Below are 13,537 nucleotides of genomic sequence, written 5' to 3' on the forward strand. Positions count from 1 at the left end.
AATGGGGTTCCTTTCCTTTTCCCTACGACCTGTAACAGGCTGCTGCTCAGGCGGCCACTTGTAAAAGGAGGATTCCTTATGGAAACCTGTTGGACGAATTTTGATACGGCGGAAACGCCTGAAATACAAACGGATATCCTGGTAGTCGGGTCCGGAGCGGCCGGGCTCCAGACGGCCTGGTCCCTGGCAGAGGCGGGCCGGCAGGTGCTGGTGGCGGTCCGGGATGAACTCCAGGACAGCAACACCTCCAAGGCCCAGGGGGGCATTGCGGCGGCCCTGGGGAGGGACGACGACCCCAGCCTCCATTACCAGGACACCCTGGTGGCCGGAGCCGGGCTCACCGACGAAACCATGGCCAAAATCGTGGTCACCGAAGGGCCCAAGGCGGTGCTGGACCTGCTTCATCACGGAGCCCGGTTTGACAAAAATCCCGACGGCACCCTGGCCCTGGGCCGGGAAGGATGCCACAGCCGGAACCGGATCGTCCACGCCAACGGAGACAGCACCGGGGAGGAAGTGTCCCGGGCCCTCCGGTCCATTACCGGCAGGGAAAGCCGGATCTCCACCCTGGAACACTGCTATGTAACGGATCTGCTGCTCCAGGAAGGCCGGTGCGCAGGAGCTATGGCTCTCCACGAAGGCCGGATGGTCCGCTTTTCCGCCAACGCCGTGGTGCTGGCCACCGGTGGGGTAGGACGGCTGTTTGCCCACACCACCAACCCGGAAGGAGCCACGGGCAGCGGCCTGGCACTGGCCTGCCGGGCCGGTGCGGAACTGATGGATATGGAATTCGTCCAGTTCCATCCCACGGCCCTGGCCCTTCCGGGAAAGCCCAGTTTCCTGGTTTCGGAAGCGGTCCGGGGTGCCGGCGCCCTGTTGTACAACACCCGGGGAGAACGGTTCATGCCCGGGTACCATCCCATGCTGGAACTGGCTCCCCGGGATGTGGTGGCCCGGGCCATTGCCACGGAAATGAAGCACTGCGCCACGAACCATGTGCTGCTGGACGCCACGGTGATTGACCGGGTGGAGGAAAAATTCCCCATGATCTTCCGGACTCTCCTGGACTATGGAGTGGATATGCGGAAGGAACGGATCCCCATTGCTCCTGCGGCCCACTACATGATGGGAGGCATCCGCACCGACAGCTGGGGCCACACTACGGTGCCCGGCCTGTATGCCTGCGGAGAAGCGGCCTGCACCGGTCTCCAGGGCGCCAACCGGCTGGCCAGCAATTCCCTCCTGGAAGGGCTGGTGTTCGGACGCCGGGCGGCCCGTGCCCTGTGCCGGGAAATCCCTGTTGAGGGGCAGAAGGAAAAAGGCGGCCGTTGGCAGTCCGTCCTGGAACCCTGGAAAGTTTCCCAGGGGGAAACCGCCGCTGACCGGCAGCAGCTCCGGGAACTGATGAGCCGGCAGCTGGGGATTGCCCGGGACCGGGAAGATCTCCGCCAGGCCCTGGAAGAACTGGGGGCCGTGGAAGCCAAATATGCCGGACAGGCAGCGGAAACCCCGGAGCAGCTGGATCTGAAATCCCAGATCCTGGTATCCCGGCTCATTGCCCAGGCGGCTCTCCAGCGGGAAGAAAGCCGGGGGGCCCATTACCGGCTGGATTTCCCCAAGCCCCGGGACTGCTGGAAGCATCATACTATCGAAGAGGAAGAAGGAGGCAGCATCCATGTACAGCAGAATGTTGGATAAACAGCTGGAGGAATGGCTGGCGGAAGACGTGGGCAGCGGGGACCTGACCAGTGAGGCCCTGCTGCCGGAAGGGGCGGTGACTGCCGGGATCATCCACGCCAAGGATACAGGGATCCTGTGCGGGGTGGAAGTGGCCCGGCAGGTGTTCCGGGTGCTGGATCCCAGCCTGACCTTCGAGGCCCTGGCCAAAGACGGGGACAAACTGGAACCGGGGACCCTCATTGCCAAAGTCACCGGATCGGCCCGGAGTGTCCTGACGGGAGAACGGCTGGCCCTCAACCTGCTCCAGCACCTGTCCGGCATTGCCACCCGGACCAAAAAGCTGGCGGACCTGGCCAAACCCTACGGCACCCGGGTGGTGGATACCCGGAAGACCACGCCGGGGCTGCGGCTCCTGGAAAAATACGCTGTCCGCACCGGCGGGGGCCACAACCACCGGCTGGGGCTCTACGACGCCATCCTGATCAAGGACAACCACATTGCCGTGGCCGGAGGGGTGAAGGAAGCCCTGGCCCGGGCCAAAGCCTACGCCAGCCACATGACCAGGATCGAGATCGAAGTGGAAAGCCTGGCCCAGGCCAAAGAAGCCCTGGAAGGGGGCGCCGACGTGATCATGCTGGACAACATGGCTCCGGAGGCCATGAAGGAATGTGTAAGGATGATCGGTCACCGGGCGGTGGTGGAAGCCTCCGGGGGCATCGACGAGCACAATCTGGAAGCCGCAGCAGCCGCCGGGGTGGACGTAATCAGCATAGGAGCCCTGACCCACAGCGTAAAAGCCCTGGACATCAGTCTGGATGTGGGGGAGATTAAATAACGGGCAGGGCAAAAAAAGGAAGGGTGTCCCCCTTCCTTTTTTTCTTATCTATGCTATAATGAAGGCGTAGTAAATTTATTTTTTTTCGAACAGGGTGGGACATAAAAAGTACCACGAGGGACAAAATGTGCAACATCAGCTTGGATCGAATCATCAACCTGCAGAATAAACTGGTTCCGGAAATGGTGGACCTGCTTACCGAGCGCTATAAGGTGCTCCGGCAGATCAGCCACGATCAGCCCATCGGCCGCCGGACCCTGGCCAAAAAGCTGGGGCTCAGCGAGCGGATCCTCCGTTCCCATGTGGATTTCCTCAAGGAAGCGGGGCTGCTGGATTTCACCCTCACCGGCATGAGCATTACGGAAGAGGGGGCGGTGCTCCTCCAGGAGCTCCGGGACTATGTGAACCGGCTCCAGAAGCTTTCCAGCCTGGAACGCATCCTCCAGGACAAGCTCCATCTCCAGAAGGTGGTGGTGCTGCCCGGCAATGCGGACCAGGACAAAGTGGTCACCCGGGAAATCGGGCGTGTGGCGGCCGGTATCCTGCTGCGCCTTCTGGCGGACCACAAAAAGCACATTGTGGCGGTAACCGGGGGCACCACTGTGGCGGCCATGGCGGAAAACACCTTTGGCAATGAACCGGAGACCGTGGTGGTCCCGGCCCGGGGCGGTCTGGGGGACAAAATGGAACTCCAGGCCAACACCATTGCCACGGTGCTGGCCGGCCGGCTGAAGACCCGGTACCTGCAGCTGTATGTGCCGGACAGTGTCAGCGAGGACGTGCTCCGCAAGATCCTGGAAGAGGATGCCCGGGTGAAACAGGTGGTGGAAACCATCAAAAGCGCGGATATCCTGGTCCATGGCATGGGGCAGGCCCTGGTGATGGCCGAAAAGCGGGGGATGGACCCCAAACTGATGGACCGCCTGGCAAAGGCCGGTGCCGTAGGGGAAGCCCTGGGGCAGTATTTCGACCTGAACGGCCGGGTGGTGTACAGCACAGACACCCTGGGACTCATGGTCAACGATCTGGAAAAGATCCACACGGTCATGGGCATTGCCGGCGGACAGTCCAAGGGAAGGGCCATCCTTTCCATGCTCCGCAGCGGCCAGGACGATATCCTGGTCACCGACGAGGCGGCTGCCCGGGAAATCATCGATTGTTTGCAAACTGATCCCAATCATCAGTAAAAAACTTAGGAGGAATGCAAAATGGTAAAAATCGGTATCAATGGTTTTGGTCGTATTGGACGCTGCGCTCTGCGTATCGCTGTAAAGAACCCTGAAGTGGAAGTTGTGGCGGTCAATGCCCGTTCCGGCATCGATACCTATGCCCACCTGCTGAAATACGATTCCATCCACGGCACCTTTGATGAAGATGTGTCCGTTGATGGAGACGTAATGCATGTAGGGGACAAAGCCATCAAATTCACCCGGTACACTGATCCGAAGGAAATCCCCTGGGGCGATATGGGCGTGGATGTAGTGCTGGAAACCACCGGCAAATTCAAGACCCGTGAAACCGTACAGCCTCATCTGGACAACGGCGCCAAAAAGGTGCTGATCGCCTGCCCGGCCAAAGGGGAAGACATCACCATCGTCCTGGGCGTCAACGAAGACAAGTACGATCCCAAGAAAGACCACATCATCTCCAACGCATCCTGCACCACCAACTGCCTGGCTCCCTTCACCAAAGTGCTGGAAGACAACTTCGGCATTGAAAGCGGCATGATGACCACCGTCCATTCCTACACCAACGACCAGAAGATCCTGGATGCAGCCCACAAAGACCTGCGCCGTGCCCGTGCCGGTGCCTGCTCCATCATCCCCACCACCACCGGTGCCGCCAAAGCCATCGGTCTGGTACTGCCTGAACTGGAAGGCAAACTGAAAGGCATGGCCATCCGTGTCCCGACTCCGGATGTTTCCCTCACCGACCTGGTAGTGAACCTGAAGAAAGACACCACCAAAGAAGAAATCAACGAAGCCATGAAAGTGGCCTCTGAAACCACCATGAAAGGGATCCTGGGCTACAATGAACTGCCTCTGGTATCCAAAGACTACAGCGGCTGCCCGCTGAGCTCCATTGTGGATGGGCTGTCCACCATGATGATCGGTCCCCGTGTGGCCAAAGTGGTTTCCTGGTACGACAATGAATGGGGTTATTCCAACCGTCTGGTGGAACTGGCTCTGTTCATGGCCAAGAAGGGCCTGTAAGAGAAAGGCAGGGAGCACGGAGCCATGGATAAAAGAACCGTCAAAGACATTCAGCTGACCGGGAAACGGGTGCTGGTCCGGGTGGACTACAACGTTCCCATGAACGACAAAGGGGAAATCACCGATGTTATCCGCATCGAAGCCTCTCTGCCCACCCTTCATTACCTGCTGGACCAGGGGGCTGCTGTAATCCTCCTGGCCCACCTGGGCCGTCCCAAAGGCAAGGTGAACATGAAGTACACCCTGAAGCCGGTGGCCGAAGCTCTGAGCCAGCTGATCCACCGTCCGGTGCAGTTCTGCCCGGACTGCATCGGCAAGGAAGCCCAGGCTGCAGCCGCTCAGCTGCGGAATGGGGATATCCTGCTGCTGGAAAACCTCCGGTTCCATCCGGAAGAAGAAAAGAATGATCCTCATTTTGCCCAGGAACTGGCGGCTCTGGGGGATGTGTACGTGAACGACGGGTTCGGGGTTTCCCACCGGGCCCATGCTTCCGTGGAAGCCATTACCCACTACCTGCCTGCGGTGGCTGGTTTCCTGCTGGAAAAGGAAATCGCCTACCTGGGCAATGCAGTGGACAAACCCCAGCGTCCTTTTGCCGCCATTATCGGCGGGGCCAAAGTGGCGGACAAGATCGCCGTGATCCGCAGCCTGATCAAGAAAGCAGATGTGATCCTGATCGGCGGCGGCATGGCCAATACCTTCCTGGCTGCCAAAGGCTATGACTTGGGCAAATCCCTGGTGGAAAAGGAAAGCCTGGGGATCGCCAAGGACCTGCTGGCGGAAGCTACTGCCCAGAAGACCAAAATGCTCCTGCCGGTGGACCTGATCATGGCTGCCAGCTTCTCCAATGACGCAGATCATGAAGCCGAAGACCTGGACAAACTGAATCCGGAATATATGGCCCTGGATATCGGCCCCAAGACGGCAGAACTGTATGCCCAGACCCTGGCCGGCATGAAGACCCTTGTGTGGAACGGCCCCATGGGCGTCTTCGAAATGCCCAACTATGCAGAAGGGACCCGGCGGGTGGCGGAAGCCATGGCCGCTTCTGACGGCATCACCATCGTAGGCGGCGGCGACAGTGCTGCAGCTGTGAAACAGATGGGCCTGGCTGACAAGATGAGCCATGTATCCACAGGCGGCGGTGCTTCCCTGGAATACCTGGAAGGAAAAGTGCTGCCGGGCCTGGCTGCCCTGGATGATCTCCGGACACCCATTGTGGCCGGCAACTGGAAATGCCACAAGACCGTGGAAGAAGCCATGGAACTGGCTCACCAGATCGCCCACGGCACGGAAATGGCCCGGGCGGAAGTGGTGTTGTTCCCTCCTTTCACTGCTCTGGAAAGCGTAGCCGCCATGGTGGATGAAGACGGCATCGGCTATGGTGCCCAGGACCTGTTCTACGAAGACGAAGGGTCCTACACCGGCGCCGTATCCGGCCCCATGATTGCGGAAATCGGTTCCCGGTACGTGCTGGTGGGCCACAGCGAACGGCGGAAGTTCTTCCACGAAACCAACGACATCGTGGTGAAGAAAGTCCTGGCTGCCTTCCGGAACGATCTGGACCCGGTGCTGTGCGTGGGAGAAGACGCTGACGAACATGAAAACGGTTCCACCAGGGACAAGATCCTGAGCCAGCTGACTCCGGTGCTGAATGTGCTCACCGACAGCCAGATCCAGCATCTGCTGGTTGCCTATGAACCGGTCTGGGCCATTGGCAGCGGCAAGAGTGCGGAAGTGCGGGATGCAGTGGCGGCTGCGGATCTGATCCGGAAAGCCATTGCAGAAAAATTCGGCAAAGAAGCAGCCCGCCGGGTGCGGATCCTTTACGGGGGCAGCGTGACCAGTGAAAACGCCCATGCCTTCCATGAAGACGGCATCGACGGGGTCCTGGTAGGCGGGGCCAGCCTGTCCGCCCAGGAATTCTGCGCCATTGCCAATACCTTCTGAGGCGCTTCATGAAAAAGAAACCTGTTATGCTGATGATCCTGGACGGGTGGGGGATCGCTCCTCCCAGTTCCACCAATGCGGTGACCCGCGCCAGGACTCCTCATCTTGATTTTTACTTCAACCGGTATCCCCACAGCCAGCTCCGGTGCTCCGGAGAGGCAGTGGGCCTGCCGGAAGGGCAGATGGGCAACTCGGAAGTGGGCCATCTGTCCATCGGCTCCGGCCGGATCATCTACCAGAGCCTGACCCGGATCAGCCGGGCGGTGAAGGACGGCAGTCTGGAAACCAACCCTGTGCTGGTAAAGGCCATGGAGGAAGCCCGGGACACCGGAAAGAAACTCCATCTCCTGGGGCTCCTCAGCGACGGCGGGGTCCACAGCCACATCGACCATCTGCTGGGTCTTCTGGCCATGGCCAAAAAGCTGGGGGTGGAAAAGGTCTGTATCCATGCCTTCCTGGATGGACGGGATACGCCGCCCCAGAGCGCCGGCCCCTTCCTGGACAAGGTGGAAAAAGCCTGCAGGGAGCTGGGTGTGGGACAGATTGCCACCGTATCCGGCCGGTATTATGCCATGGACCGGGATAAACGGTGGGAACGGATCCAGAAGGTCTACGACTGCATGAGCGGCGGAGAGGCCCAGGAAGCACCCAGTGCTGCAGAAGGACTGGAAGCCGCCTACGCTGCCGGCCAGACCGATGAATTCGTGGTGCCGTTCCGGGTATCCGGCGTGGAAGGGAATGTGGAAAAAGGCGACAGCCTGATTTTCTTCAACTTCCGTCCGGACCGGGCCCGGGAACTGACCCATGTCTTTACGGACAGGGAGTTCCAGGGATTTGCCCGGAAGGAAGACCAGCTGCCCGTCCATTTCGTCACCATGACGGAATATGAAAAGGGTATTGATGCGCCGGTGGCTTTTCCTCCGGAAGAAATCCGGGATACCCTGGCGGAAGTGGTGTCCCAGGCGGGACTCCATCAGCTCCACATTGCGGAAACGGAAAAATACGCCCATGTGACCTTCTTCTTCAATGACGGACGGGAACAGCCCTTCCCCAACGAAGACCGGATCCTGGTGCCTTCTCCCAAAGTGGCCACCTATGACCTGCAGCCGGAGATGAGCGCCTACCTGGTGACGGAAAAGCTCCAGGAAGCCCTGGACAAAGACCTGTACGACCTGGTGATCCTGAACTTCGCCAACCCGGATATGGTAGGCCATACCGGCTCCCTGGAGGCGGCAGTGAAGGCCCTGGAGGCCGTGGACGAATGTGTGGGCAGCCTGGTGGAAAAGGTGCTGAAAAAAGGTGGTGCCCTGTGCATCACCGCGGACCATGGGAACCTGGAAGAAATGGAAGACCCGGTGACCCATGAGCCTATGACGGCCCATACCACCAATCCGGTGCCTTTCCTGGTGGTGGGTGCGGAACCCGGTACCCAGGTGGAAGACGGAGGACTCTCCGATATCGCTCCCACCCTGCTGGACCTGCTGGATCTCCCCAAACCGGAAGCCATGACCGGCCATTCCCTGCTGGTACGCAAGTAAAAGGTAAATTCGTGGCCAGCAAAAGCTGGCTTCCATCGGCCATTGACCATTGACCATTGACCAGCAAGGGAAATCATTTTCCCTTGCTGCCCAAAATAACGAGGTGAAAACAATGCCAATCATTGAAAATGTGTGCGCAAGAGAAATCCTGGATTCCCGGGGCAATCCCACGGTAGAAGTGGATGTGCTGCTGGATGACGGCACGGTAGGCCGTGCGGCTGTTCCTTCCGGTGCTTCCACCGGGGTCCACGAAGCCGTGGAACTGCGGGATGGGGACAAGGACCGTTTCGGAGGCAAAGGGGTCTCCAAGGCTGTGGACAATGTGAATGACACCATTGCCGACGCCATCATCGGTCTGGATCCCACCCGTCAGGTGGAAATCGACGAAGCCATGATCCGTCTGGACGGCACCCCCAACAAGGGCCGTCTGGGTGCCAACGCCATCCTGGGTGTATCCCTGGCTGTGGCCAAGGCTGCGGCTCTGTCCATCGGCCTGCCTCTGTATCAGTATCTGGGCGGGGTCAACGCCAAGGAACTGCCTGTTCCCATGATGAACATCCTGAACGGCGGTGCCCATGCGGACAACAACGTGGACATCCAGGAATTCATGATCATGCCCGTAGGGGCTGACAGCTTCGCCGAAGCCCTGCGGATCAACGCGGAAATCTACCAGGCTCTGAAGAAAGTCCTGAAGGGCAAAGGCCTGGCTACGGCCGTAGGGGATGAAGGGGGCTTTGCACCCAACCTGGAAAGCAACGAAGAAGCCCTCCAGGTGATTGTGGAAGCCATCGAAAAAGCCGGCTACAAACCCGGTGAACAGGTACGGCTGGCCATCGATACTGCTGCCAGCGAACTGTTCGAAGACGGCAAATACAACCTGAAAGGGGAAGGGGTCGTGAAGACTTCTGCCGAAATGGTGGAATGGTACGCTTCCCTGTGTGAAAAATACCCCATCATTTCCATTGAAGACGGCCTGGCCGAAGATGACTGGGACGGCTGGAAACAGCTTACCGATGCCCTGGGCAAAAAAGTCCAGCTGGTTGGGGATGACCTGTTCGTCACCAACGTGGAACGGCTGAAGAAGGGCATTGAAATGGGCGTGGCCAACGCCATCCTGATCAAACTGAACCAGATCGGTACCCTCACCGAAACCCTGGATGCCATTGAAATGGCCAAACGGGCCGGTTATACCGCCATCGTCTCTCACCGGAGCGGTGAAACGGAAGACACCACCATTGCTGATGTGGTGGTGGGCACCAACGCCGGACAGATCAAATCCGGGGCACCCTGCCGGACCGACCGGGTGGCCAAGTACAACCAGCTGCTGCGGATCGAAGAAGATCTGGGAGCCGCTGCCCAGTACAACGGGATGGATGTGTTCTACAACATCAGATAAAAACGGTCAACGGTCAGCTGGCAACGGTCAGCGGCCGGATGACAAAAAGGTGTGCTGCATGGAGCGTGCAGCACACCTTTTTTACGAAAGGAAAAACAATGATGGACAAACAAGCTGTTTCTGCGGCTTTTGACCGGTATGTCTCTCTTTTTGACCCGGATACTCCGGGGATTTTGAGCAAACAGCGCCATTCCCGGATCGTCTGCGGCCTGTGCGGTCAGCTGGCCCAGGCGCTGGGGTGGTCCCGGGCGGACCAGGACCTGGCCTGGGTGCTGGGGCTGCTCCATGACATCGGCCGGTTCGAACAGGCCCGGCGGTTCCATACCTTCATCGACTACAAATCCATGGACCATGCCCGGTACGGGGTATGGTACCTGTTCGAACAGGGCCATATCCGGGACTTTCTGCCGGAACCGGAGCCGGAACGGGATAAAATCCTGGAGCTGGCCATCCTGTGGCACAACGCCTATGCCGTCCCTGGTGGAGTCACCGGCCGGGCCAGGGATTTTGCCCTTTTGATCCGGGATGCGGACAAGATCGACTTGTTCCGGGTTTACGCCGGGTACCTTGACCATCCGGAACAGGTGTGGCAGATGTCCCTGAAAGATCTGGGCCGACAGGAAATTTCCCCCAAAGTCCTGGCAGAAGCCCTGGAGAAAAAACTGGTCCACACAGAAGTGAAAAAGAATGCCCTGGACTTTTTCACCGGCTGTCTGTGCCAGATCTTTGATTTTACCTATGCCCCCAGCCTGGCCCTGGTCCGGCAGCAGGGCTATTACCAGAAACTGCTGGATTTCCAGCCGGGGAACCCCCAAAGTGCCCGGCAGCTGGACCGGGTAAAAGAAAAAATCCATGAGGTGATATGATTTCCAGCGGCTGCTGACCGTTGACAGCAGGCCCTCTTTTTCTTCATACAAATTCCATATTCCTATGATACAATAAGTATACAATATAATCTGACAAAGACTTTGCAAAAGGAGGAATCACTTTGAACCAACCCATGGGCAGCAGCTATGAGGCATGGCGGCCGGTGCTGGAGAAGGTGCTGGAACAGCTGGTCCGGGACATTAAGGCCTACAACCAGAAAGAAAAGGACGCAACCGGCGAAAACGCCTATGAGCACCTGATCTACCGGGTGAAAGGCACCGCCAGCATGGAGGAAAAATGCCAGCGGAAAGGGCTGCCGGTGACGGCTAAATCGGCCCTCCATGATATCCACGATGCCATCGGACTGCGGATCGTTTGCCGGTTCCTCAGCGACATCGACCGGAATCTCCGGCTGCTCCGGGCCATCCCCGGCTGCACCATCATCCAGGAAAAAGACTACGTACACAATGTAAAACCCAACGGCTACCGGTCCTATCACCTGATCCTTCGGCTGGAGGAACCCTTCCCGGATGTGGAAGGGAATAATCCGGGGATTTTCTATGCAGAGGTCCAGCTCCGGACCATCGCCATGGATTCCTGGGCCAGCCTGGAACACGAAATGAAGTACAAAAAGAGCATCCGGAACCCGGAACTGATCGGCCAGGAACTGAAGCGGTGCGCTGACGAACTGGCGGCCTGCGACCTGTCCATGGAGACCATCCGGAAGCTGATCCGGGAAAACGGATGATCCATTGACCCAGAAAGGAGTCAACCCCAGATGAAAATTTTGCTTGCAGAAGATGAAAAAGCCATGTCCATGGCCCTGTGCGCCGTGCTGGAACATTCCGGCTATGAAGTGGATCCGGTGTACGACGGACAGGCCGCTGTGGACAAAGCCCGGGAAAAGGTCTACGATGCCATGATCTTCGATATTATGATGCCGGTGAAGGATGGAATCACCGCCCTGACGGAACTCCGGAAGGAAGGGGACCGGACTCCAGTGATCATGCTCACTGCCAAAGCAGAAGTGGACGACCGGATCACCGGCCTGGATGCAGGAGCCGACGACTACCTGACCAAACCCTTTGCCATGGGGGAACTGCTGGCCCGTCTCCGGAGCCTGACCCGGCGCCAGGAAGACTTCAACCGGGATACCCTCCAGGCCGGTACCGTGACCCTCAACTGTGCGGAAGGGGAGCTGTCCAGCAAGAGCAGCGTCCGGCTGTCCCCCAAGGAAACCCAGCTGATGAAGTACTTCATGCAGCACCCGGGGAAACCCTGCGAAACCCGGATGCTTTTTGACCGGATCTGGCAGGATGAACAGCAGGAAGACCAGGGCATCGTATGGATCTATGTGTCCTACCTGCGGGAAAAACTCAAGGCCATCGGGGGAAATCTCACCATCGACGGCCATCAGGACGGATCTTTTGTGCTCCAGACGCCGGCCCTGGCCAATTAAGGAGAATTTATCATGGATATGATCCATCGTCTGCGCCGGAAATTCCTGATCCTGGCCTTTGCTGCCGTGGTACTGATCCTGGCCGGGGCCCTGGGACTGATCAACGGCATTACCTATATGAAAATGCGGTCGGAAGTGAACACCCTCCTGACGGCCATTGTCCAGAACGATGGAATCATGCCCTCCCATCAGCCGGGTACCAGCACCGAAAGCTGGCTCAGTGATCCGGAATGGTACAATGACACCCCGGAATTCGCCCATCAGACCCGGTATTTCAGCGTTATTATGGATGAAAGCGGAAAAATCCGCCGGCTGAATCTGTCCAACATCTCCGCCTTCAACGAACTCCAGGCCCTGGAAATTGCCCGTTCCCTGGCGGACAGCACCCAGAGCCAGGGACTGTTCAAGAACAAACGGGCCAGCTACTGCTACAGCGTAACCCCCCGGAATGACGGAGGCAAACTGGTGGTGGTCATGGACTGCACCCGGGATGTGGGGGCCGTGGATGCATTTATGCGGTATTCCCTCCGGTTCGGCCTGGTCTGTGTGCTGCTGTACATGCTGGTGCTCATGTTCCTGAGCAATTACGCTATCCGGCCCTTTGTGGAAAACGTGGCCAGCCAGAAACGGTTCATTACCAACGCAGGCCATGAACTGAAGACCCCCATTGCCATTATTTCCGCCAACGCGGAAGCTCTGGAACTGATCAGCGGCAAAAGCCAGTGGACGGACAACATCCTGTTCCAGGTGAAGCGGGTGACCCGGCTGATCAACGAACTGATCATGCTGGCCAAAATGGGAGAAAAGAATGAGCGGGAACTGAAAAAGGAAACCATGGACATCAGCCACACCTTTACGGAAGTGGTCCAGTCCTTTGCTCCGGTGGTGGAAGGGGAGAAGAAAAAGCTGGTGACGGAGATCCAGCCGGATATCCTGGCTGAAACCGACCCCAAGTATCTTTATGAAATCTTCACCATCCTCCTGGACAATGCGGCCAAATACTGTGACGACGGGGGAACCATCCGGGCCCGGCTGGAAACCCACGGGAAACAGGGGTTCCGGGCCCAGGTGTCCAACGACTACAAAAACGGGGCCGGAGTGGATTATTCCCACTTTTTTGAACGGTTTTACCGGGGAGACGAAAGCCACAACAGCAAAAAGGCCGGCTACGGCATCGGGCTTTCCATGGCAGAAGAGGCCACCCGGCTCCTGGGCGGGAAGATCCAGGTGGAATACAAGGATGGGGTCATTACCTTCGGGGTGACCTTTTAAGAAAAAAGGGAGGTCTTTTTCATGAAGGTGGCCATGCTGGGCACCGGCGCCATTGCTCCTGTGGCCCTGGCCGCCATGAATGCGGCAGTCGGCATAAGTGTGGAAGCCCTCTGGTGCCGGCAGAACAGCCGGCAGCGGGGAGAAACCCTGGCCCGGGACTATGGGATTCCCCGGGTATATACGGACTGCCGGGCTCTTTTCCGGGAAGCGGATGTGGATACGGCGTACATCGCTCTGGTGAACCCGGTCCATTTTGCTTATGCCCGGGAGGCCCTGCTGGCCGGAAAGAACGTAATCCTGGAAAAGCCCTTCTGCACCCGGTGGGCC

General features: G+C 58.6%; 12 protein-coding genes. All 12 read left to right on the plus strand.

Going from position 1 to position 13,537, the window contains the following annotated elements; genetic code table 11:
• Positions 1 to 78 precede the first annotated feature (78 nt).
• Positions 79 to 1,698, plus strand: coding sequence for an L-aspartate oxidase (nadB, locus tag QVO43_RS01215; RefSeq protein WP_022486798.1), 1,620 nt, complete (start codon positions 79 to 81; stop codon positions 1,696 to 1,698).
• Positions 1,676 to 2,515 (plus strand): carboxylating nicotinate-nucleotide diphosphorylase, encoded by an 840-nt coding sequence (gene nadC, locus QVO43_RS01220; RefSeq protein ID WP_022486799.1) that lies wholly within the window; start codon positions 1,676 to 1,678, stop codon positions 2,513 to 2,515. The genes nadB and nadC overlap by 23 nt, the downstream gene beginning before the upstream one ends.
• Before the next feature lie 125 nt (positions 2,516 to 2,640).
• Complete coding sequence (locus QVO43_RS01225; protein WP_022486800.1) at positions 2,641 to 3,702, plus strand: sugar-binding transcriptional regulator; 1,062 nt, start codon at positions 2,641 to 2,643, stop codon at positions 3,700 to 3,702.
• A 21-nt stretch (positions 3,703 to 3,723) separates the two neighbouring features.
• Positions 3,724 to 4,728: a type I glyceraldehyde-3-phosphate dehydrogenase gene (gene gap, locus QVO43_RS01230; RefSeq protein ID WP_022486801.1), complete on the plus strand. Its 1,005-nt coding sequence runs from the start codon at positions 3,724 to 3,726 to the stop codon at positions 4,726 to 4,728.
• 24 nt (positions 4,729 to 4,752) lie between these two features.
• Positions 4,753 to 6,678 carry a triose-phosphate isomerase gene (gene tpiA, locus QVO43_RS01235; protein WP_022486802.1) on the plus strand — a complete coding sequence of 642 codons (1,926 nt, stop codon included), beginning with the start codon at positions 4,753 to 4,755 and terminating at the stop codon, positions 6,676 to 6,678.
• 8 nt (positions 6,679 to 6,686) lie between these two features.
• A complete protein-coding gene (gpmI, locus tag QVO43_RS01240) occupies positions 6,687 to 8,216 on the plus strand; it encodes a 2,3-bisphosphoglycerate-independent phosphoglycerate mutase (protein ID WP_022486803.1) in 1,530 nt (509 codons plus the stop codon).
• A gap of 112 nt (positions 8,217 to 8,328) precedes the next feature.
• On the plus strand, positions 8,329 to 9,612 hold the full coding sequence (gene eno / locus QVO43_RS01245; protein WP_022486804.1) for a phosphopyruvate hydratase: 1,284 nt from the start codon (positions 8,329 to 8,331) through the stop codon (positions 9,610 to 9,612).
• Between the two features lie 101 nt (positions 9,613 to 9,713).
• Positions 9,714 to 10,478: an HD domain-containing protein gene (locus tag QVO43_RS01250; RefSeq protein WP_288174285.1), complete on the plus strand. Its 765-nt coding sequence runs from the start codon at positions 9,714 to 9,716 to the stop codon at positions 10,476 to 10,478.
• A gap of 134 nt (positions 10,479 to 10,612) precedes the next feature.
• On the plus strand, positions 10,613 to 11,227 hold the full coding sequence (locus tag QVO43_RS01255) for a GTP pyrophosphokinase (protein ID WP_347567384.1): 615 nt from the start codon (positions 10,613 to 10,615) through the stop codon (positions 11,225 to 11,227).
• A gap of 30 nt (positions 11,228 to 11,257) precedes the next feature.
• The gene (locus tag QVO43_RS01260; protein WP_022486807.1) at positions 11,258 to 11,938 is read left to right on the plus strand and encodes a response regulator transcription factor; all 681 of its coding nucleotides are present in this window, start codon (positions 11,258 to 11,260) and stop codon (positions 11,936 to 11,938) included.
• A 12-nt stretch (positions 11,939 to 11,950) separates the two neighbouring features.
• Entirely contained in the window at positions 11,951 to 13,210 is a 1,260-nt protein-coding gene (locus QVO43_RS01265; protein ID WP_022486808.1) for a sensor histidine kinase, read from the plus strand.
• A gap of 21 nt (positions 13,211 to 13,231) precedes the next feature.
• Positions 13,232 to 13,537 (plus strand): Gfo/Idh/MocA family protein (locus QVO43_RS01270; RefSeq protein WP_288174286.1); only part of this gene is annotated, 306 nt, incomplete at its 3' end.

This window comes from Acidaminococcus sp. CAG:542 (assembly GCF_000437815.1).
In the GTDB taxonomy this organism is placed as follows: domain Bacteria; phylum Bacillota; class Negativicutes; order Acidaminococcales; family Acidaminococcaceae; genus Acidaminococcus.

Bases quoted from the DNA above. Each gene is read 5' to 3' on its own strand.
- nadB (WP_022486798.1), top strand. From the start codon at position 79: ATGGAAACCTGTTGGACGAATTTTGATACGGCGGAAACGCCTGAAATA.
- nadC (WP_022486799.1), top strand. From the start codon at position 1,676: ATGTACAGCAGAATGTTGGATAAACAGCTGGAGGAATGGCTGGCGGAA.
- QVO43_RS01225 (WP_022486800.1), top strand. From the start codon at position 2,641: ATGTGCAACATCAGCTTGGATCGAATCATCAACCTGCAGAATAAACTG.
- gap (WP_022486801.1), top strand. From the start codon at position 3,724: ATGGTAAAAATCGGTATCAATGGTTTTGGTCGTATTGGACGCTGCGCT.
- tpiA (WP_022486802.1), top strand. From the start codon at position 4,753: ATGGATAAAAGAACCGTCAAAGACATTCAGCTGACCGGGAAACGGGTG.
- gpmI (WP_022486803.1), top strand. From the start codon at position 6,687: ATGAAAAAGAAACCTGTTATGCTGATGATCCTGGACGGGTGGGGGATC.
- eno (WP_022486804.1), top strand. From the start codon at position 8,329: ATGCCAATCATTGAAAATGTGTGCGCAAGAGAAATCCTGGATTCCCGG.
- QVO43_RS01250 (WP_288174285.1), top strand. From the start codon at position 9,714: ATGGACAAACAAGCTGTTTCTGCGGCTTTTGACCGGTATGTCTCTCTT.
- QVO43_RS01255 (WP_347567384.1), top strand. From the start codon at position 10,613: ATGGGCAGCAGCTATGAGGCATGGCGGCCGGTGCTGGAGAAGGTGCTG.
- QVO43_RS01260 (WP_022486807.1), top strand. From the start codon at position 11,258: ATGAAAATTTTGCTTGCAGAAGATGAAAAAGCCATGTCCATGGCCCTG.
- QVO43_RS01265 (WP_022486808.1), top strand. From the start codon at position 11,951: ATGGATATGATCCATCGTCTGCGCCGGAAATTCCTGATCCTGGCCTTT.